Below are 21,226 nucleotides of genomic sequence, written 5' to 3'. Positions count from 1 at the left end.
CCGTCAACAGACGATAAACGCGGTGCTCATCAGCCCCAAGTGGGGCGCCAAGCAGACGCCAAGGAGGCAGCGGCACCCTAGGAGGCTGTTGCCGGTACCTGATCGTTGGAGCAAGCAAGCGTGTCCCCCAGCAGCACGACGGACGAACTTCCCACGGCCGAACGTCCGTACACCCACGAGATGATCGTGGTCCACCGGGTCTTCCGCCGCGAGTCGGCGTATCTGCCCCGACTCGTACGAGCCGTCCCCGACGGCGACACGGCACGCGCGACCAAGGTCGCGGAACACCTGCGCGAGTACGTGGCGGGACTGCACAGCCACCACTCCGTCGAGGACGACCTCATCTGGCCGCACCTGCACGACCGTGCCGCAGACGCCCAGTTGGTCGCCCGCATGGAGGAACAGCACCAGCGCATCGACGTGGGCCTGACGGTCGTAGCCGAATGGACGGCCGCGTGGGAGCGGGCGGCGGACCAACTCGCCGGGGAGGAACTGGCGTTGGCGCTGGAGCAGCACCGTGATGTGCTGCTCGAACACCTCGATGACGAGGAGCGGCTGGTCCTTCCGTTGGTCGCCGAGCATCTGACGGTCGCCGAGTGGGACCTGGTCGGACGCCGCGGACTGGAACGGGTACCCAGGAACAGACTTTTCATCACCCTCGGCGCGATCCTGGAGGACGCCACACCCGAGGAGCGGGACTACTTCCTCGGCCGGACCCCGCTGGTCGGCCGGCTGCTGTGGAAGGCAGTGGGCCGCCGCCAGTACGCCGCCGCCTGTCGGGCGATGCGCGGCCCACTGGACGGGGAGCGGGGCCGGTGACCCTTCTCGACTCCGCGCCGCTCGACGTCCTGGACGCCTACCGCACCTGCGAGTTCGTCACCCTCGGCCGCGACGGCACGCCGCTGGCCTGGCCGACCGCGGTGCGGCGGCAGAAGGACGGAACACTGCTGTTGAGCACCTCCCTCGCGTTCGCGCAGAAGGCGCTCAACATCCGCCGGGACGGCCGCGTCGCCCTCCTCTTCTCCGATCCCACCGGCAGCGGACTCGACCACGCCCCGCAGATCTTCGTCGGCGGCCGGGCCGAGTGCCCCGACACCGTCATGACGGGCCCCCAGGGCGCCGAGGACTACTGGCGGATGCTCTTCGAACGGCAGCCGCACAGCAAGGCGTACGTCGCCGCTCCCCTGCGGCGGTTGATGGACTGGTACTACCTACGGCTGCTGATCACCGTGATCCCGGACCAGGTCGCCGTACGGCCGCCGCTCCTCGCCACGCCCCCGCAGGACCCGAAAGGACAGCACGCGCTGCCGGGCGCCGCCCAACTCGCCCGTTTTCCCTCGGCGGTGCTCGCCGCGCGCGACGCCTCCGGGGCACCGGTGCTCGCCCGGACCCGGCCCGTGCCGACCGGCAACGGCTTCGCGGTTGAGGTGCCCACCGACTGCGCCACGACCGCCGGACCCGCCTCCCTGCTGGTGCACCGGCACGACCAGCACCTGAACCACATGCACAACGCCCTTGTCCGCGGCACCCTGGAGGCCACGGACGGCGGGTGGCTGCTGGTCCCCACCAAGGTGGTGGAACCCATGGGCACAGGACGCCCGACCGACGCGATCCGCCTCCTGCGCAGCACACGGCGCGCCACCGCCCGCTATCTGGAACGGCGCGGCCTTGACCGCCCCCGTGTGCAGTGGGACGAGTTCAGAGCACTCGCGGCATCGGTACGGCAGCACAGCAGCGCCTGAGCTGTTCGTCGGTGTGGTTGCGGGCCATCGCACGTCACCTGGGCTGGGGACGACACGCCGTCCAGCGGTGTGCCCAGGCCGTCCGGTGGAGTACGAACTCCGCACCCCGCCAGTAGCCTGAAACCAAGCAACTCGACTCCACCCAACCGGGGACAGTCCGAAGACTCGACGAAACGGGGCGCGGCCCATTCTGGACTGGGACTTCGGGTTTCTGTCGACTGGGGGCGTCAGGAGGTTGTCGGGCCTGGGGTGTCGTCCTGGGGGTTGCGCCAGTGGTCGACCTCGAAGGTGACCTCGGGGCCGCGGGACCGGCCGTCGTCGCGGTGGAGGCCGGCGGCGATGGAGATCGTGAAGGCGTCGGCGGTCGTGGTCGCGCCGCGATTGTGGAGCAGGGCGCCGATTCGGGTGCGCAGTTCGTCGCGGATCCGGGTGGCCATGGTGGTGGTGAGGCCGAGGTCGAGATGCGGCGCGTGTCCTTCACCGTGGCCGGTCAGACGTACGGTCGGCAGGCGCAGGCCGTGGGCCACGTTCCAGAGGCCGGTGCGGACGACGTGTTCGGCCAAGTGGTCGAGCTTGTAGCCCGCGCTGTCCGCCATGTTGCCGGACGCGTCGAACGGGATGAAGCGGTGCTCGGGCGCGGACACGGCGTGGCCGTGGAGGACGACCAGGGTGAGCGGGTTCGCCTCGGCCGAGACATGGTCGGACAGCAGTTCCGCGTGGGACTCGTGCATCGACTCCCCAGGGCGCTTGCTGTACGAGCGGAAGTACCACTGGGCCTTGCCATCGATCACGGGGGCAGTGTGCAGCATGGCCGTGGCGGCCTTCCGCAACGTACGCTCCTGCTCCTCCTCGGACGCGCCCCGGTCGCGGGCCTCCCTCGCCGTGACCAACCGGTCGGCGAGGGAGGCCCTGGACTTGAGGGTCGCCTGGCGCTCGGTGGGCGCGCCGACCTGTTCCGCGTAGCGCGCGCGGTCGTGCAACGAGGCAGCCAGCTCACGGAGTTGGGCTGCGGAGCTGCGCAGGTTCTCCTCGACCGCGGCGCTCATCTCCATACGGTTCCTGCTGACCCGGGCGTGGTTCTCCAGAGTGAGCTGGGACCGGCCGTCCTCGCTGGCCAGGACCACGGAGGCGAAGTGGTAACCGAAGTGCGATCCGTTGCTTGCCGTGGGTTTGGCGTAGTTGACCGCCAGGGTCGGCCTTCCTTCGGGGTCGGCCGCGTTGATCGACTGGACCAGGTAGCCTTCGCCGACCTCGGCCCAGGCTCCCTCGTTGACCCCGGTTCGTCGCGCCGCCTGCGCCACTGCGTCGCGGCGCGGGTTGTCCACCTGCTCGTAGCTGAGCGCGCTGCCGTACTCCCGGCCGGGGGTCGGCGAGCCGCCCTGCCCGCCGACGCCCCGGTTGTCCCGGGCGATCTGGGAGGCGGCCCAGGACGGGCCGGTGGCGGCCGGGTCGATCAGGCCGTCGGCGACCTGGACCAGGGACTCGGCGAGGTGGTGTGTGCCGGTCACCTCGGCGGTGTCCAGGGCGCTGATCGGTCCGGTCGCGACCCGCCCCGGCACCCGGAACACCACGTCCGATGCCCTGACCTGGCCGGACACCATCTGCGCGAAGTCCCGGCAGGCCTCCTCCTCGGACCGGCCGGATGTGGTCAGGAACTCCGGGGTGACCCGCAACAGCGGCGCCGTGGACGGTTCGCCGTCCCGAGTGAGGGTGAGAGAGACCTCCGGATCGGCGGTCAGCCGCACCTTGCTGCCGGCGGCGGCCAGCTTCGCGTTGGCCTCGTCGACGGCCCGCTCGGTCGCGTACGCGTGCTGGCTCAGCCCGCCGGCGTCAATGGCCAGCGTTCCGTCCTGCGACACCTGGATCGCGGGGGAGTCACCAGCAAGTACTACGTCGAGTTCCTGGGTGGGCAGGATCAGCGCGGCGGAGTGAGGGTGAGCCGGGGAGCGGAAGTGGTGGGCCTCCAGCCGGGTGCCGGGCAGCCGGTGGAAGAGCACGGGGTCGTCGGCGTTGGACGCGACCGAGTAGTCCTCGGTGAGCAGGCGTTGGGCCCGCAGGTGCGCGAAGTGGTCGGGGCCCGCCGCCGAAGTGGTCGGCGCCCAGTGCGGGTCTCGGCCGGACAGCTCGATCTGCTCCACCGTCCCGGGCGACCGGACGGTCCTCAGTTCGAGGCTGGCGCCCGACGGCGTCCAGACCCGGTTCCCTGTCGCGGCGAACACGGCCTGCGGCAGGCCAAGGGCGTCCTGCGGAAGGCCGCGTACGGCCAGCACGATGTCGGCGTCCGGCGGCCTGATCGGGTCGTCCGCCAGCAGGGCGGCGAAGTCCTCGGGATGCGTCAACCGGACGTCGCCGTACGGGGTTACCAGGGTGATGTGGTTCCGGCCGGCACGGGCCAGGACGACGTAGGCACCGTCGGCCCAGGGCGTGGCGCGCCGGTCCTTGCTCCCGTCGTCGTGGCGGACGTGGTACCAGGTGGGATCGAACCGGGGCCGCCCCGGGCCCCGCCAGTTGCGACCGCCGCCGTCGTCCATCGCGGTGTACTCGTGCCGGACCTGGCGGACCAGCTCCGCGGCCTCCGCGTCGGAGCGGTCGGCGAACGGCGCGGCGGCGGGGGCTCGGACCGGGGCCACCGCGTCCGGATCCACGGCGAGCAGGATCTCGCGGGCGGCGGTTCCGGTCAGCCCCGGCGGGGCGACGGCCGGCTTCCTGTCGTCTCCGGCATCCCCGGCATACGGCAGGTCGCGCAGCACCGGGCCGGAGTCGGTGACCTCGGCGATGGCCCTCAGATATGTGTCGGGTACGTCGATGGTGTCGATGTCCGCCATGAGGCCGGTGCGGTCGGTCTGCCGTTCGAGGCGGCGGAAGAGCGTCGTGACGTCGTGGTAACGGTCGGGCAGGCCGCCGTAGTGCAGTAGTTCGTGGAGCGCCCGGGCATCGTCCCGGACGTCCTCGTGGATGCCCAGCGGGAACGTGAACTGGTCCCAGGCTCGCTCGGGCCCGTCACTCCGGCTGATCTCCACGGCCTCCGGGTGGTCCGGGCGGTGCTCCAGTTCCACGTCGATGTGCAGGTGATCGCCCGAACCGGGCAGCCGGCGACCGTCGTTGACGTGCGTGTCCAGCAGCGACTGGAGCCGCTCGCGGTACGTGACCAGGTCGCCGGGGCCGAATCCGGCGCCGAAGCGCACCGGGAGGTGCAGGGAGAGGTTGCGGACCCAGCGGCCGTCGTCCGCCTGGATCCGGGCGACGGCCGCACGGACCACGACGTCCCGTCCAGCGAGCAGTCCGGGCGCGGGACGGTCGGCCGACGGGTCGCGGGCGGGGTCGTACCGCTCGGTCCGCAACACGGCCCAGACCGCCTGGTCGCGCCGGGTTCGCCACTGTTCGGGGCGTCGGGGTGGGTGGGGGGCGGAAGGTGGTGTGACGGCGGGTGGGGCGGTGGGTGCTTCGTGGGACGGAGACGGGGACGAGGTGACCGTGATGATCGCGCGGCGGCGGGCCTCCGGGGTGTCCTGGGCGGGGTCCGTGCCGTGCGGGAGGTCTGGGCCGCGGGACTCGGCCGTGATCGTGAACGCATCCGATGTCAGCGGGGCGTCCAGGTCGCGCAGGTGGGCATCGAGGCGGAGGGCGAACAACTCCCGGACGCCCTCGGCACGTTGGGCGCCGAGCTGGACCGCCCTGCCGAAGTGGGGGAGGCCGGAGACGGATGCGGTGCCGTGGCCGGTGACGAGGATCTCCGGTAGCCCGAGCCCAGTCTCCGCACGCTGTACGGCGTCGTGGGCCACGTCGGCGGCGAGCGTGTCGATGTGGGCGGTGTCTTCTGGGGTGAGGGTGGTGACGTCCTCGGCGGTGAACGCGATGCCGTGGGTGAACACCTCGGCTCCGCCTCCGGCGGGAGTTCTCCCACCCGCACCGCCTGTGCGACTTCCGTCGTCGGGCGCGGGTGGCCCCTGTAGGGCGGATGCGCCGTCAGCGGCTGTGGGGGCCCGGGGGGCGACCTCGACGGAGCGGAGGTCGCTGGGATGCGTGTCGGTGCGGCGGGAGGGAGGAGCGGCGGCGGGTCGCCGGCCGAGTGGGCCGAGGGGGGACGGTGTGGTGGGGCGGTGCAGGGGGTCGGAGACGGACGGGGCATTGAGGCGGCCGGCGGAGCCAGAGGAAGACGGGCCGGTGAGACGGCGGACGGAACTGGAAGAGGACGCGGACGGGGACGGGGTCGTGGAAAGGTGAACGGAATCGGAAGGCGACAGGGCCGTGGCGCGGTTGGCGGACCCGGAAGAGGACGGGGACGGGAACGCGGTCGTGGAAAGGTGAACGGAATCTGAGGGGGACGCCGGCGTTGCCCGTTCGGATGTGGACCAGTGGAAGATGTGGCCGGTGACCGTGCGGGGGGTGCCGTAGGGGCCCTTGTCGTCCTGGCCTCGGACGGTGATTCTGACGGGCTGGCGCATCAGCACGGCCGGGCCGGTCAGCTTGGCCTTGCCGGGTTCCGTGGGAGGCGCGCCGTGCGGGAACGTCGGGTCGGGGGTGGGGGCACCCGGGGTCCCGGGGGCGCGGGTGACGGGGCGCGTCGAGTCGTCGGTCTGGTCGCGGGTCATGCGCCCGGTGGCGAGGGGGACGGTGACCACCGGGTCGTCGGTGAGGACCGCGAAGTCGAGTGGGGAGACGGACCAGTTGTACGTGGCGGTGGCGGCGATGGCGGGCTCGTCCTTGACGGCGACGGAGAGCTCGTCGGCGGCGGCGGTGCGGTGGCCCACCTCCTCGGCGGGGCCGATGGCCTCCATCGACAGGGCGAGCGAGGTGCCCGGCACGCGGTAGCCGCTGTCCGGTGTGCCGAGCCGGTGGAACAGGGCCGGCAGCGACTGTCCGGAGAACACCTGGCGGATCGCGAACTGCTCCTCCGGCGCGAGGCGTTGCTCCTGACTCAGGTCGTGTTCGCGGCCCAGCCGGGGGTCGGCCGTGAAGGTCTCCACGAAGCGGGAGACCGTGCCGGTCAGGTGCTCGGGCAGGGTGGACCGCGCCGCCCATCCGGCCAGGCCCGCGCCCTGGGCGAGGGCCCATGAGTAGTACGCGCCGGTCTGGCCGAGCAGTCCGTCGCCCCAGGGGCGCGGGGTCGCCTGAACCTGGACGGCGGTGTCGTGCAGGGCCTTGGTGTTGTCGAAGCCGACCATGTCGTGGGCCCCGCGCAGGGTGTTCTGCCAGGCGGTGTGCTCGGCGCGGCCCGGGCCGGGCAGCCGGCCCAACTCGATGTCGAACGGGTGGGCGGCAAGAGGCGCGCGGCGTGGCGCGTCGTCGGGCACGCGCGGGTGGGGTGCGGCGGTCGCGCTCTGGGTGAGGGACTCGGGCACCCAGGCGGTCGCCTCGTAGGGGCCGATGGTCTCTGGGTCCTTCGTCAGGCGTACGAAGCGGCCGGTCTCGGTGCGCCGGGTGACCGCCACCTCGAACCGCATGCCGGTGATGAACCGGGCGTTCGCGTCGCCGAACCCGGACGTCTTGTGCCCGACAGTGGTGGTCACGCCGGACTCGGCGCTGCTGCCCCGGCCGCCCTCGAACGCGACGGCGGGTGCGATGGAGGCCGAGTCGAAGTGCGGCACCGGCGGGCGTACGGAGGCCCGCAGGTTGCCCTCGACGCCGAGCGTCCCCTTGCCGCCTGCCTTGCCCTTGACCGTGTCGGCGGCGGTCACTTCTCGGGTCAGGGAACGGTCCGAACGGGAGCCGTCGTCGCGCCAGCCGTCCGTGATCCCGCGCACCAGCACCTCGGTGACGATGCGTCCGGCGCGGGTCACTTCGACGTGCCGCTCCAGGATGCCGGGGCCGACGAGTTCGTCGTAGCGGGCGGCGAGGGCGTCCGGTGAGTAGGTGTCCGCGAAGGGCAGCGCGGCGACCGGGACGGTCTCGTCGTTCGGGCCGCGCAGCTGATGGTCGATCTCCCGGAGGATGGGGTCGGTGTCCGGCAGATCCACCAGGACTCCGCCCGAGATCCCCTGGTCCAGCAGCGTGGCCCGGAGTTCCGGCGGGACGTCGTCCCGCTGCCCGTCGCCCGCCAGTCGTGCCACGTCCTCGTCGGACAGCAGCACGAACACCACGTGGTCGCTGCGGACCGGGCGGCCGACGTGCGACGTCCCGGACGCGTCGGTGACCCGCCCGGCGATACTCACCGCGGCCGTGGCCCGGTAGACGTGCCAGGTGCCGGTGTGGCCGGCCTTGCGGGTGGTGCTGGTCTGCTGCTTGACCGTGTCGACGCCGTCCCACTGACCGCCGCCCTTGACTTTGCCACCACCGCGCACCTGGTAGCCCGTGGTCAGCGTGCCGGTCGGGGTCTCGGGGAAACGGCCGAAGTCCGGGCCGATGCTGCCCTTGACCGACCACGACGTCTGGTCGGCGAGGGCCGTGCCGCCGCTCGCCTTCAGCTCCAGGTCGAGCGTGCCGTCCCCGGACAGGGTCTCCTGGTAGGTCAGGTCGGTCAGCCGGGTGCGCACCGACAGGCCGACCGTGTCGGGGGCACGGCCGTCGCCGACGTGCCGGTCGAGCGTGTTGACCCAGCCGGAATGCGACGCGGAGACCAGTCCGGGCAACTGGGACCGGCCGGCCAACGCGTCCACGCCCTCATCGAGTTCGGGGACGCGCGGCTCGCCGTCGGTCTCGCGGGACGCGTACGCGTGCCTCAGCGCGGCCCGCGCCTGCTGCCCGAACCCGGCCTCGTCGGCGACCCGGGTGACGGAGTGCAGTTGCGGCAGCCGGGCGGGCCGCAGATAGCGGGGCGCCGACGCGGAGACCTCCGGCCGCCGTACCTCGACGCGCAGCAGGTCGCCGTCCGCGAGGACGACATCGCGTACGTTCTCCGGCCCCCGGCCGGCGGCGGCCGGTACGGCAGGCAGGGTGCCCGGTGGGTCTCCCTCCCGGTGCGGGCCGACCAGGACGCGGTAGCGCACCGGGTAACTGAACGCGTCCGCCTGCCCCTTGTGCTGGAACGCGCGTCTGGACTGGGTCTCGCTGGACGCGACGGTCCCCCGGGACGGGGCGTACGAGCCGTCGACGCCGCCGAGTCCGAACACCCGCACGCTGTCCTGCGGGTTGAGCGCGCTGCGCACGTTGCCGCTGACACCGAGGGTGTGCTTGCTGCCCCGGGTCACCCCCTTGTCGGAGGCGTGGGCCCGGGCCACCGTGTCCGTCGCCGTCGCCGCCACGGCCCCGTCGTACCGGCCCGCCCCGGTGTCGGCCCCGACCACGACCTCGTACGTACGGCCGGGCAGCCCCGGCAGGTGCGAGGCGTCCAGGGTGATCCGGAAGGTGCCGTCGAGAAGCTGTCCGCCGTCGGCGCGCAGGCCGGACCGCGACACCCGTTCGCGCAGCAGGCGCTGGTTCTCCATGGCCTGCGGCGTGACGCGCCCTTCCTCGCCGTGGGGTGGCGGCAGGATGCCGGGGGCCAGTGCACGCAGCCGGTCGGTGATGTGCCGCTCCAGCTCCATCGATCCGGGGACGTCGACGAAGGCGGTGCGCTGTGCGGTCAGGGGGGCGCGGAGGTTGCCGGGCGCGGGGCGGGGGTTCGGGGTGCCAGGTGCGGTGTCGCCGTCGGCGGACGGCGGGGCGGTGGTTTCGGTGGCGTTCTCGGCAGTGGGCTCGGCCGGGTGGGGGCGGACGCGGATGACCTCGCCGGTTCGTACGGCGGGTGGGTTCTCCTCGTCCTGCGGGGCCTCCCCGCGCGCGGGTCCGGGGTCGGGCTCCCGGCGGACCGCGTGCAGGCCGTCCGCGCCGGGGGACAGATGTTCGCGCAGTACCTCGACGCGGAACCCTACCTCGGTCCTGACCAGGTCGCCGGTGCCCGCGTGCTCCAGGCTGTGCTCCACCGCGAAGGTCTGCTTGCCCTTCGCCTGGTGCGCCTGGCTGTGCGCGTAGGAGTATCCGCCGGTGACCGTCAGCCAGGTCGACTCCTTGTCCGTACGGCTCTCCCAGATCCGCCGTGCGCCGCCCCCGTTCAGACCGAGACCCCAGGTGGAGGTGCCGGTCCGGCCGGTGGCCTGCTCGCCCGTCTCCTTGCTCGTGAAGGTGTCCTTGTCGGAGACCGTGCCCTCGTGGACGGACGTCCTGGGCTCCAGGGTGAGCCGGAGCCAGGCGTGGCCGCCGTCGGAGAGGTCCAGCCGCTTGGAGGTCAGGCCCCAGCCGGCGGCGTGCTCGAAGCCGTCGAGGACGTTCTTCGGGGACAGGAACTCCAGGATGTCGCGGTGCGCGGTACCGTCGGGGCGCTCCTCGCGCGGGAGGTGCCGGAAGACGTCGGCGTGCAGGCCGGTCAACCCTGTGACGTCGAGCGGGCGGCCCTCCACCCGGCCCGAGCGGTCCCTCTCCCAACCAGCCCAACTGGCAGGCGGCCCGCCCTCCGGGTCCGTCTCCGGGCGAGTGATCTCCGCCGTCACGTCGGCGTCGAGGGGAGGGCTGTCCGGCTGGGCCAGCGACCGGCCGTCGGGGCCGACGACCTTCGCCTCGTAGTGGAAGCTGGAGACGTAGGTGTCGGTGGGGCCGGTGAGCGCGCTCTTCGTGCCCGTCACGGAGACGGTCTTCACCGAGGTGTCGGTCGCGTGGGTGGCGCCGCCCGCCTTGACGGAGGGGGTCACCACGGTCAGCCGGTCGGGGTGGTCCGCGACCGGGCGGATCACGGTGGGGGCCAGGTCGAGGCCCGCCTCGGACGTGGTGCGAGAGGTCTTCTGCGGCTCGGTCTCGCGCTTGGTCTCGGCGGACCGCTCGAAGCCCTTCGCGTCCTTCTCCCCGTCCGGTGTGCGCCCCGCCCCCAACCGCCAGTCCCCCGGGCGGGCCGTGAGCACCACGTCGTGCAGGACGCCGCCCACCCTGAGCTGGAAGCGCCAGCCGCCGTTGACCATGTCGTCGTGCCTGGCCCGGAAGTTGGCCGGGTCGAACTCCGCGTCGAGTTTCTGGACGACCTGACGGTCGCCGCGATGCGCGGCGGGAAGGGTCTCCAGCACCCGCGCGCGCAGCGCCTCGGGGCCGGGCGCGTCGGTGATCCTGATCCCGGCCAACGACCGCTGGTACCGGCCGCGCAGTCGTCCCGGTGGCCCGGCCGGCGGTTCGGGGGACAGCTCGGCGCGATCGAGGTGCTCGTGCGGAGCCGGGTCGCCGTCCCCGCCGGGGGCGTCGCCCGGCGGAGGCGGTGTCATCGGGTCACCCTCGGGCTCCACGACCATCGGCTCGCGCTCGCGCTCGGGCTCGGGCTCGGGCTCGGGCTCGGGCTCGGGCTCGGCAACAGCGCCCTTGACGACGTCCACGGAAGTGGCCCCAGGCTCCACGACCGACGCCCCGGGGTCACCGGGCCGCGCCGAGGTCTCGGTCTCCGTCGCAGCGAACACGGGCGAATGGGCGTGGCGGAGTCGCGAGTCGGCGCGCGGGAGCGGTGAGTCGGCACGGCTGAGAGGCGAATCGGCACGACGGATCGAGGATTCGGCCTGCGCAAGCGGGTTTTTGGTCTGATCGGCGATGGGCTCCGCGCCGGTGGGTGAGGAGCGAACCCTTGCGGTGCTGGATTCCGCATGCGCGAGCACGGGTCGGGGCTCCTCGGCGGGGAAGTGCACAGGACCTATGGGAAGTTCGGTCGGTTCGGCCGTGATGTGCCCCTGTGCGAGCGGGGGTTCGCCTTCGCCAGTGGTCGGGACGGGGTCTGCCGGAGCGGGCTTTGATTCGGCCGGCAGGGGTTCCGGTTCCGGGCCTGTGAAGCGGAACTCGGCCGGGGCGTGGACGAGTTCGGCGTCGTTGACGCCGGGGCGGAAGCGCAGCAGGGGCTCGCCACCCTCCTGATGGGACTCCACGATCTTGCTGAAGATGCCCTTGCTGAAGGGCGAGGACGGCTCCCAGTCCATGTGCGCCCCGTGCATCACGGCCATGTCGTTGCCGATCATGGTGCCGACGACCTCGTCGTACGGCTCGCCCTTCAGCCGCGTACCGCCCGGCGTGCTGATGTCGAACACGTCGTGGTCGCCGGTGATCTCCTTCCAGTCGCCCTGGCCGTCCCGGCCGAACACGAGGCCGTCCTCGACCTTGAACCGGCCCTCGTTCTGGAGCCTGGCCATGACCGGTGCCAGGACCTCGAACTCCTCGGCGCGCTGCGCGAACCGAGCTTCGAGCCGGTTCCAGGTCGTCTCGTCGAGGCTGCCGCGCTCCGGCCGCACCGGCTGGAAGTACCCGATCAGTCCACGGTGTTCGGCCTTGGCGCCCAGCCGGATGTCCAGGTCGTTGACGGACTTCGCCTTGATGTCCTTGGGCTTCGGCAGCTTGCCCTGCTCCAGCCAGTGTGCGGCCGTCGGATTGGTCGGGCGGACGTCGATCCGGAGGTTGCGACTGGCGGAGATGTCCTGGAACTTGCGGAAGTTGGCCGTAGGCATGCCGTAGCGCGACCGCGCGTCGGACTCCGTCACCTCGGTGGAGGAGAGGTGGCGCAGTTCGGCGAAGCCGTCGGTGGTCGGGACGGCCGAGCGGGAGGGATGGTCCGGGGACGGTTCCGCACGGTTCTCCGCCCGAGGGGGCCGCGTCATCATGGCGATGCCGTCGGAGTGCGAGACGGTGCCGTCCGCCTGCGGGGCCTGGGGTGCGACCTCGTCACCGCCGTGCGCAACCGTTGTGGCCTGCTGCTCGTTCTGCCACTGGTGGTACGCCGCCCAGGTGTTGTAGTCGACCCTACGGCGGATTCCCCACACGTCCGGCAAGGTCGGCAGGACCCGCTGGACGAAGTCGGCGTACATCTGCGTGGCGCCCACGCCCTGGTAGGTCGCCGGGTCCTGGTTCAGGAAGGCGTCGTAGTGGGCCAGGTACGCGTCGACGTCGTACCCCGCGAAATGGCTGTAGTTCGGGTACTGCCGGATCGCCGCGGTCTCCTTCCGATACCGGCGCCCGACCTCGCGCATCCGCTCCGCGTCGAACGGCTCCTGCCCCTGACGGTCTTCGGTGAGTCCCAGGTCCTCGCGGAGCCGCTCCAGGTCCGGGTAGCCGAAGCCGCGCTCCATGCCGTACGCCGCCAGCGGCTTACGGAATCGGGAGCCCGGGTCGGGCGGCTGGTACGTCCCGTGCAACTGGGGCTTCAGGACCACGTCCTTGGAGTGTCTGCCGGAGGCGGTGGGAGGGTCGGCGACGACGGTCCGTTCGTATCCGGGAGGCAGGCCGCCCTTGCGGGTCTGTCCGTTGTGCGACGCGTGCCACGCCTCCATGCGGCGGGCACCGGTCGCGTCCCCCTCCTCCAGGTAGCGGACCGGGTGGCCGATCAGCGCCACGGCCTCAAGGTTCCCGGAGCGGAAGCCGACGTGCTGGACGCCGTGGTGACGGTCGAGGTGGTCGTAGAGCCGGAATTGGCCGGTCCGGGTGTCGCCGCCCCAGGTGCTCAGCCCGGATTCGGGTCTCCGCCAGAAGCCGGTGAGGTTGTGAATGTGCTGGGTGTCCAGTTCGGCGCGCATCTCCTGGACCAACGTGTCCCACTTGCCGGCCTTGGTCTGGTCGGGGTGCGGGTCACCGGTGATGATCACCGTCTTGTAGTCGCCGGCCAGGTTCCGCAGGAGCTGACGGGTGCCCTCGAAGCTGGTGTCGTGCTCCATCCGGCCGCGCAGGTCCGACCAGTTCGCGGCCTTGCCGGTGAACCGGGACCACAGCACGAGCACGCCCTTGTCGCCCGCCGGGATCCGCACCCCCTGCCCGGCCAGCCAGTCGGTGATCTCCGTGTCGCGGTGGTCCTCCAGGTGCCATGCGCCACGGATGGCGGACCGCATCGGGTCGGAGAAGTGCTCGGCGACGTAGTCGGTGCCGTGGGTGACCCCCCACAGCTCCTTCCGCTCGTGCATCTCCTCGAAGTACTTGTTGATGCCCCACTTCTCCTGGGCGATCCGGGCGGCCTCGTCGTTCAGCTGGCGCCAGACATTGCCCTGCTCCAGTCTCGGGAGGTCCAGCGTCCAGATGCGGTCCTCGTCGATCCCGCTCTCCCGGTAGAACGCCTCGATGGCCCGCGACTTGTCCAGCACCGGATCGTGTCCGGGTAGGCCGGGGCCGGGGCCACGCGCGATGAGGACATGCATGGTGGGCTCGGCGAGCAGTGTCGCGAGGATGCCGAACTGGTCGCCGGACGCGTAACCGGGCTGCATGATCAGTGATTTGTCGGGCGAGTAGACCGCCGGCCGCTGGGACTGGTGCATCCGCGGGGCCACCGCGGGCGCGGTCCGCCGACCGGACGTGATCCCCTGGACGCTGCGCCCGTCGCCCAGGGGATCGGAGACCGGGTCGACCCATGCATGGCGGCGCTCATGTCCCTCGGCGTCCTGCCGGGCCCGCTCCCACTCCGCGTCGTACGGCGGTGCCCCGTCGTGCGCATGGGCTGCGGACGGCGTCTCCGGCACCGTCCCGGCCACCGTGTCCGCGTCGGTGTGCCGGGGAACGGCCGGCTCACCGAGGTCGCCGATCCCGGCGCCGATCAGCTGGAGATGGCGGTCGCGCAGTCCCGCCTGCCGCAGGCCCTCGGGGGCGGCCGCGCGGTAGTCGCCCTGGAGGCTGCCCTCGACGGCGGGGCGGTGCGGGGTGGTCCTGTCTCGGTACTCGTCACGCAGGCCGATCTGGTGGGCGATCTCGTGCGCGAAGTCGACGGGGTCCGCGTCCGGCCACCACGACCGCTGGTCCATGGCCCGGTCCCGGCCGACCAGATCGACCGTCAGGTGCGGCTCCTCGCCGGGACGGGCGCGCACCACGGTGACGTGCAGACCGTCGCCGTTGGGGAGGTGGTAGCCGGGCGCGTTGAGGAACTGCGCGACACCGTCGGACATCCGGTTCCATACGGTGTCGGTGTCGCTCCCCCTGCCGCCGTCCCGGATCGCCACCCTGATGGTCAGGTCGGTGAACCGCTCGTCCCGGTGCAGGAACCGCCGGGCCTCGTAGGCGGACCGGACGACGAAGCGCGGTGTGCGGTCGGGCGTCATGCGGGGGGCGGGTTCCCGTACGGCGGGGTGGCTCCCCGGGGGTGGCGTGGGGTCCGGGATGGGGGTCCGCTCGTGGGGTGTCTGCTCGTGGGACGTGGCGACGGCTGCCGCGTGCTCCCGCACGTCCGTCGTGGTGCTCACGGTGGCTGTGGCCGTGGACTCCGTGGTCTTGAGGGCCTCCGGTCCGGTCTGCGCGTGCGCGCCGACGGCCGACGGTGTGCTGGTCTCCGTACGGACGGAGGTGCCGTTTTCCGTACGGGCAGGGGTGCCCGTCTCCGTTCGGACGGACGGCGTCGGGCCGGAGGTGCCGGTACCGCCGACGCGGTCCGTGCCCGTGCTCACCGTGGTCGGGTGGCCCGTCCCAAGGGTGGTGGCGCCACCCCCTGTCGTGACGCGGGTCGGTGCGGTGACCGCTGTCTCCGTGCGCGTGGTGGACGGACCGGTGGCCGTGGATGCCGAGGTGCGCGACGTCGAGGTCTGCGACGTGGTGGTGATGGTGGTCGTGAAGCCGGGCAGCCCCTGTTCGTGCGGGGCGGTGACGGCCGGGGACGTGCCGTGAGCCGTCTCCGTCTCGTGCGCAGTGGCGGAACTTCCGGTACGGGAGGCGCCGTTGCCCGTCTCCGTGCTGTGCGTACCCGCCCTGGTCGCGCTCCCGTCCCCTGCCGTACTCCCGTTCCCGGTCGCGTTGGTGCCAGTCGCCGCCGTGCTCTCCGTCGCCGTCCTGAACGTGCCCGGGTCGGACAACTCGTCCTTCGCGGCCGACAGCAGTCCGGGCAGGTCGAACGTGAGGGCGCCGGGTACGTTCACATGGACGGGGTCCACCTTGACCGTGTCACCCTTGCCGCCGAAGCGCCGCTTGCCGCCGCCGCCCAGTGCCCCCAGCGCACCCGCGGTGATGGACGAGCCGAACTCGCTCTCCCCGCTGTGGTAGATGCCGTACATGATCCCCGAGGTGCCCAGTCCGGTGGCCGCGCCGAGGATGCCCTTGCCGAACAGCGAGTGCGCGAACTTCGGCGCCAGGACACTGCCCGCGCCGAAGAAGATGCCGCCCACGGCCCCGCCGATGGCGCCCGACACCACGGCGGAGACCGTGTTGTCGGTAGACCACTCGGTGCGGTCGCCCTTGAGGAACTGGATGGTCTGGACAGCGACGTCGAGGCCGACGTTGAGGGCGACACCGGTCGCGACCGAGATGAGCAGCCGGCGCAGGATCATCTTCACCGCGACGCGAGCCGCCGTGATGGCCAGCGGAATGACCTCGGGCGCGAAGAAGATCCACTGTGCGATCTGCGCGGCCAGCAGAATGAGTTGGCCGAGGATCATGTACTTGGAGTACTCGACCTGGACGCCGGTGTGCCGGCCGAGCTTGCCCAGTTGGTTCGCGGACTCCGCCATCTCCGGCAGGCTGGACTCCAGTTGCGTGACGAAGGCGCGGAACTCGTCCGCGACCTGCCCGCCCACGCTCTCCAGGACCCCGTTGCCGGACGCGCCGAGCTGCCCGCTGATGCCCTTGAGCTCCTGCGCGGCCTCGTTCCACGCCTGTCCGAGGGCGTGCAGGTTGTCCTCGTCGCCCTTCGGCCAGGACTGGCCGACCGCCAGCCGGGCGACCCAGGCCAGCTCGGGGGGCATCTCGACGCTCATGTGCGGGGACTCACCGCCGGGTGCGGTGCGGCGACGAGTCGCCCACCGTCACGGAGTCGGAGGACGGCGTAATGGCGCGCAGGTCCTCCACGTTCCGTTCCTCGGTCCGCGCGAACCCCTTGGCCATGGTCCGGATGCCGTCGACGGCGCTGTCGAGCACGGTGCCCGCGCCGGTGATGCCCTCGCTGAGCTGCCGCTTGGGCTCGGCGTACTGCTCCAGGAACTGCTGTCCGCTCTCGTCGTCGCCCCAGCACGCGCCGAGGGCCTCAAGGCGGCCGTCCAGCTTGGTGGCGATGGATCTGATCCGCCCGGCCAGCTCCTGCATCTGCGGGGCGGCCTGGTCGAGGCGTGCGGTGTCGACGGAGAAGGTGCCGTCACTCATGGGAGTCTCCCTGGAAGCCGTGGTCCACGTAGTCGCGTACAGAGTCGGGCATGACCGGGTCCTCGGGCAGGACGGAGGCCGGATCGACCCGGCCCTGGAGCAGGTCGGGCACGGTCACACCGGGCGGCAGTTGACCGGCGAGCACCCCGGCGACGCCCTCCAGCGCCTCGGCCCTGGCCTGTCGAAGCGTGGTGAGCAGTACGTCGGCCAGCTCCCGGGGTGCCATCCGGCGATAGGCGCCGGTGGGGAACTCGATGGCGGTGACCTCCCCCTGGGCGCCGACGGTGATCTTCACCGTCTGCCGGGGGGCGGTCACGGTCGACGTCGTCTCGTTGATCCGGCGCCGGGTCTCGGCGGCCTCGTCACGCTGACGGCGGTACTGGTCCAGCAGGTCCTCGATCTGCTGGTCGTACGGACCGGGCATGTGAACTCGTCTCTTTCAGGCAGTGTTCGGTGGGCGCAAGGGCCGGTCAGAGGGTGGCGGCGGAATCGCCGGGAACGGTGCCCCAGGTGTTCTCCGACTGGACCAGCAGGTCTGCGATCCCCCGGGCGGCCGGCTCCTCCTCCGCTTCCTCCTCGGGCTCGTCGGGTTCCTCCGGTTCGGGGCCGCCGTCCCCGCAGGCCGCCGCCCTCAGGACCCCGGCGCCCACGCCGGCCGGCGCCCCGCCGCCGGTGCGGTCCGGCTGCCAGGTACCGCGCGGCTCGCCGGACACGCCCGGCTCGGCCGCCACGGGGTCCGACTCCCGCTCGCGCTCCCCGCGCACCGCCCGCAGCAGCGGTACGAACGCGCCCGCACCGACACCGGTCTCCCACGCGGAGAAGTCCTCCTCACCGTCGTCGGCCTGTGGCTGCCGGACCACGGCACTGTGGTCGTGCGCGGGCAGCGGCAGCCCGTCGGACCCGACCGCGACCGGCGCCTCGGCGGTGACCGGGGCCGTACGGGCTTCGACCGTGCCTTCTTCGGTCGTGCTCTCTTCCGCCGTACGTCCTTCGGTCGTGCCCTCTTCGTCGGTTGTCGGCTCCCCCGCGCGTTCGCCGGTCCGGGTGTTGGCACGGCCCGTCGCGGTGTTGGCCTCGGGCCCGGTCGTGCCGAATCCGGGTAGGTAGGGCACCCCGGGCAGGGCTCCCGTCAGGGAGCCGGCCTCGTCGTCGCCGGTCTCCTCGGCGCCCGCCCAGGGCTCGGTGCTCGGGTCGAGCAGCCCGGAGGCGTCGGTCCGTTCGTTCGTGCCGTCCCGGCCCGCGCCGGGGGCGCCCGTACCGCCCATCCCCGGCATGTACGGCATCCCGGCCGTGCCCAGGCCCTCCCCGCCGGCCGCCGCGCCCAGTTCCGAGCCGACCTCGTCGCCGCCGGGGATCTCCTCACCGTCCCAGGGGTCCGCGCTGGCGTCGAGCAGCCCCGAGGCGTCCGTCGGCTCCGCCGTCTGACCGGCACCGCCGGCCCCCGTACCGCCCATCCCCGGCATGTAAGGCATCCCAGAGGACGTCGCGAGCTGCGAGGGCGAGAGCGAGCCGGCGGACAGGCCGTCGTCGAGGCCGCTGCCCAGCCCGCCGGTGAGGCCGTCGCCGATGCCGTCGTTGAGCCCGGTGTCGCCGAAGGCGGCCGGGTCGGCCGTGGACAGGCCGCCGAGGGAACCCACGCCCTCGGACCCCAGGCCGCCGCTGCCGAGACCGGCCAGGCTGCCGAGGCCGGGGAAGGAGAGGGGGTTCAGCGCGCTCTCGATGGCCGACGGGTCGAGGCTGCCCAGGTCGCCGAGGCCTGAGCCGTCGAGGCCGGACGTGCCGAGTCCGGTGTCGCCGATGCCGGACAGGTCGCCCGGGTACGCGGTCGGGTCGCCCGACCCGTCCAGGCCGGCGAGGCCACCGATGCCGTCGCCCGTGCCGGTCCCGGTGTCCAGGCCGGTGCCGGGATAGCCGGACAGGTCCGAGAGGCTTCCGGTGTCACCGATGCCGTTCCCGATACCGCTGTCGGACCCGCCTGGGCCCGGGTCGTGCAGGCCGGCATTCTGGTCGCGAAGGCCGTCGTCGTTCCCCGAGCCGTCGTCCGGGTTGTGCGTCGGCGAGGTCACCGGCGTCGGGTTCACGATCGCGTCGGTCGTGACCTGGTAGGAGTGCGCCAGGCTCTTCAGGACGGCACGCATGTCCTCTGTCATCATCGAGACGAGCTCGGGCTTCTGACTGATCGGGACCAGCCCGTCCGACATCGGGGTGACGCCCATCGCGACGGCCTGGTCGGCGTACCAGGAGTCGATCTCCGCGAGGGTGTTCTGCGCGCTCTGGAAGGCGATCGCGTTGTTGGCGAGTTGGTGGGGAACGGAGTGGTCGCCGGTCGAACCCCCGGACAGGACATCGGCGTTGGCCTTCACCTGGCGGGAGAAGTTGGTCATCATGTCGAGGAAGGAGTCGGCCGCGCTGCCGCCCCACGGTCCGTTGTCACCGGCGAGCGCCTTGGCCTGGTCGACCAGGCTCTTGGTGACGCCCTCCAGGATCCGCTGGACGTGGAAGAACCCGTTGGCCGCGTCCAGCAGCGACTGCGGATTGGCGATGGACCGGGCGTGGGCCTGGTTCGCGTCGGTCGCGACCCCGGAGGACATACCGTAGACGGCCGCCTTGATCTGCTTCCAGTCCCAGTTGTCGTAGTCCGTGATGCTTCCGTTGGACGAGCCGTCGGGATTGCCGAAGATCGTCCCGTCGTCGCCCTGGTGGAAACCGCCGCTGTTGTAGTCCGGCACTCTCGCCCTCCCGTGGAGCCGCCGATCCGCTGTCCGCCGAGGCCGCGCCTAGGCGGTCGTGCTGTTCGAACCGGTGTGGTTGTTCGTGTTGCCTGAACCCGTGTTGCCTGTACGGGTGTTGGAGGTCATGCCGGTGCCGCCGTTGGACGTCATCACCGTGTTGAAGTCGGCGGTGGTGGTCGTGAAGGCGTCCGCGAGGTCCTGGGCCGTCATGTGGTTGGCGTCCTCGGTCGTGCCGTAGTTCCGGCTCAGCGTCCGCACGCCGTCCCGCAGGTCCGTCAGGCCCCGGACCAGGGCCGAGAGGGCGTCGCCGTAACTCTTCTTGAGACCGCCGTCGGCGTTCGGGCCGTTGACCGTCGCCCTCATGCCGTTGGCGTGGTAGAAGGCGCCCGGTGCGACCGCGACGTCGCCCAGTCTTGTGGCGACGTCGCGCACCGGCTGGATCAGCTGATCGATGTTGGAGGCGAACAGGTCCAGCGACGGTGTGCTGATCGAGGTCCCGTTGTGCCCGTCGCCGCCGGGCACCGACGGGGGCACGAAGGGGTGCAGGTCGGTGAGGATCCCCGGGACGCGCGGGACGTCCGTACCGCCGTGGTAATGGTGATTCCCGCTGGAACTCGTGCTGGAACTGCTGCTGTTGTCGTGGTCCCCGTAGTCGTTGTGGTTGATGTTCGGGTCGCTGCCGTGGGCGCTGTCGGCGTTCTCGTTCGCCATGTCACTGCTCCCAGAGACTCACGCCGTGCCGCTCACCCGCGTAGTAGGACTCGTTGATGTGGCCGAGGGAGTTGGTCGCGTTCTGGGACTGGGTCACCATGTCAGCGGCGGCGGCGTCCCACTTTGCCTTGGCGACGTCGTAGGTGGCGCGGGCGTCGCTGGTCCACTCGCTCAGGTGCACCTTGGCGCTGTCGTCCAGTTCGGTCAGCGCCGCCTGGATCTTCCCGCTGATCGCGGTCATCTCACCGACCACGTACTCGACTTGGTTCATGTTGACGGTGTAGGTGGGCATGGGTCGCTCCTCGTGTGCGGGGTGGTTGAGCGGTCGGGGGGCTAGAAACCGGGCAGCGGGGTGGTCATGCTCTTGTGGAGCTGGGTGGCGGTGTCCGAGGTGGCCTGGTGCGTGGTGTCGTAACTCCCGGTGTTGGCCTGGAGCTTCTGCAGCATCAGTTCCAACTGCTGCTTGACGGTGCCGAAGTCCGTGAGCCAGGTGTCCATGGCGCTCTGGAAGGTGCTGGCGGCGTCACCGGTCCAGCTGCTGCGCAACGTGTCGATCTGGCTCTGCATCTGCGTGTAGGTGGTGTTGACCTCGTCCAGGGCGGTCTGGAAGCTGCCCTGGGCGATCTTCATGCCCGAGGTGTCCACCGATGTGTTCGTGTTGCCGGCCATGGCCGTCCTCTCGTGGCGGGTTCGTCGCGGTCCTCGTGTGTGATGGTGGTCCGGGGCCGCACCCGCGATGCACCAGAAGCCGGACTCGCTGCCCCACCGGCCGTGTTTTTCTGTCCCTGCGGACTGTCAGTCGGCCACGAGTACGTCCCCCAGCGGAAGTTCGCCGACCAGGTCACCGACAACCAGTACGGGGGTACGCGCGCGTGTGGCGATCCGGTCCGCCGGCCGATGCGCACCGTGAGCCAGAGCCGCAACTCGCGCACACAGCCACTCAGCCGTGACCAACACGTCTCCCAGCGGGAGTTCAGCCGTCGGCCGTCCGAGAACCAGTGCGGGGGCGCCCGAGCGAGAGGCGATCCGGTCCGCCGGCCGATGCCGCCCTACGGGTCCTGAGCAGCACGAGGC

At 71.8% G+C, this 21,226-nt stretch carries 9 protein-coding genes; 2 read left to right on the top strand and 7 right to left on the bottom strand.

Annotation, left to right across the window (positions count from 1 at the left end):
- The first annotated feature begins 120 nt into the window (after window positions 1–120).
- Window positions 121–819 (top strand): hemerythrin domain-containing protein, encoded by a 699-nt coding sequence (locus tag OG747_RS42120; RefSeq protein WP_405884608.1) that lies wholly within the window; start codon window positions 121–123, stop codon window positions 817–819.
- Window positions 816–1,742, top strand: coding sequence for a pyridoxamine 5'-phosphate oxidase family protein (locus OG747_RS42115; protein ID WP_405884607.1), 927 nt, complete (start codon window positions 816–818; stop codon window positions 1,740–1,742). Before OG747_RS42120 ends, OG747_RS42115 begins: the two co-directional genes overlap by 4 nt.
- A gap of 227 nt (window positions 1,743–1,969) precedes the next feature.
- On the opposite strand, the gene OG747_RS42110 is transcribed toward OG747_RS42115, so the two are convergent.
- Genes OG747_RS42110 through OG747_RS42080 form a run of 7 tightly spaced genes read right to left on the bottom strand, consistent with a single transcriptional unit; the run spans window position 1,970 to window position 20,821 of the window.
- Complete coding sequence (locus OG747_RS42110; RefSeq protein WP_405884606.1) at window positions 1,970–16,327, bottom strand: hypothetical protein; 14,358 nt, start codon at window positions 16,325–16,327, stop codon at window positions 1,970–1,972.
- Window positions 16,328–16,337: 10 nt separating this feature from the next.
- Window positions 16,338–16,709 (bottom strand): WXG100 family type VII secretion target, encoded by a 372-nt coding sequence (locus tag OG747_RS42105; RefSeq protein ID WP_405884605.1) that lies wholly within the window; start codon window positions 16,707–16,709, stop codon window positions 16,338–16,340.
- The gene (locus OG747_RS42100; protein WP_405884604.1) at window positions 16,702–17,133 is read right to left on the bottom strand and encodes a YbaB/EbfC family nucleoid-associated protein; all 432 of its coding nucleotides are present in this window, start codon (window positions 17,131–17,133) and stop codon (window positions 16,702–16,704) included. The genes OG747_RS42105 and OG747_RS42100 overlap by 8 nt, the downstream gene beginning before the upstream one ends.
- A gap of 46 nt (window positions 17,134–17,179) precedes the next feature.
- Window positions 17,180–19,438, bottom strand: a complete 2,259-nt coding sequence (locus OG747_RS42095; RefSeq protein ID WP_405884603.1) for a hypothetical protein — start codon at window positions 19,436–19,438, stop codon at window positions 17,180–17,182.
- A gap of 48 nt (window positions 19,439–19,486) precedes the next feature.
- Window positions 19,487–20,152, bottom strand: a complete 666-nt coding sequence (locus OG747_RS42090) for a hypothetical protein (RefSeq protein ID WP_405884602.1) — start codon at window positions 20,150–20,152, stop codon at window positions 19,487–19,489.
- 1 nt (window position 20,153) lies between these two features.
- Window positions 20,154–20,444 (bottom strand): WXG100 family type VII secretion target, encoded by a 291-nt coding sequence (locus tag OG747_RS42085; RefSeq protein WP_405884601.1) that lies wholly within the window; start codon window positions 20,442–20,444, stop codon window positions 20,154–20,156.
- A 41-nt stretch (window positions 20,445–20,485) separates the two neighbouring features.
- Window positions 20,486–20,821, bottom strand: coding sequence for a WXG100 family type VII secretion target (locus OG747_RS42080; RefSeq protein ID WP_405884600.1), 336 nt, complete (start codon window positions 20,819–20,821; stop codon window positions 20,486–20,488).
- Between the last annotated feature and the right edge of the window lie 405 nt (window positions 20,822–21,226).

Origin of the sequence: Streptomyces sp. NBC_01384, assembly GCF_045040035.1 — a bacterium.
Taxonomy (GTDB): Bacteria; Actinomycetota; Actinomycetes; order Streptomycetales; family Streptomycetaceae; genus Streptomyces.
The sequence above is the reverse complement of the archived record's forward strand: the minus strand, read 5'-3'. Positions and strand labels throughout refer to the sequence as shown.

What these genes read in the sequence shown, in the direction of transcription:
- OG747_RS42090 (WP_405884602.1), bottom strand. Translation starts at nt 20,152, where the DNA reads ATGGCGAACGAGAACGCCGACAGCGCCCACGGCAGCGACCCGAACATC.
- OG747_RS42100 (WP_405884604.1), bottom strand. Translation starts at nt 17,133, where the DNA reads ATGCCCGGTCCGTACGACCAGCAGATCGAGGACCTGCTGGACCAGTAC.
- OG747_RS42080 (WP_405884600.1), bottom strand. Translation starts at nt 20,821, where the DNA reads ATGGCCGGCAACACGAACACATCGGTGGACACCTCGGGCATGAAGATC.
- OG747_RS42085 (WP_405884601.1), bottom strand. Translation starts at nt 20,444, where the DNA reads ATGCCCACCTACACCGTCAACATGAACCAAGTCGAGTACGTGGTCGGT.
- OG747_RS42105 (WP_405884605.1), bottom strand. Translation starts at nt 16,709, where the DNA reads ATGAGTGACGGCACCTTCTCCGTCGACACCGCACGCCTCGACCAGGCC.
- OG747_RS42110 (WP_405884606.1), bottom strand. Translation starts at nt 16,327, where the DNA reads ATGAGCGTCGAGATGCCCCCCGAGCTGGCCTGGGTCGCCCGGCTGGCG.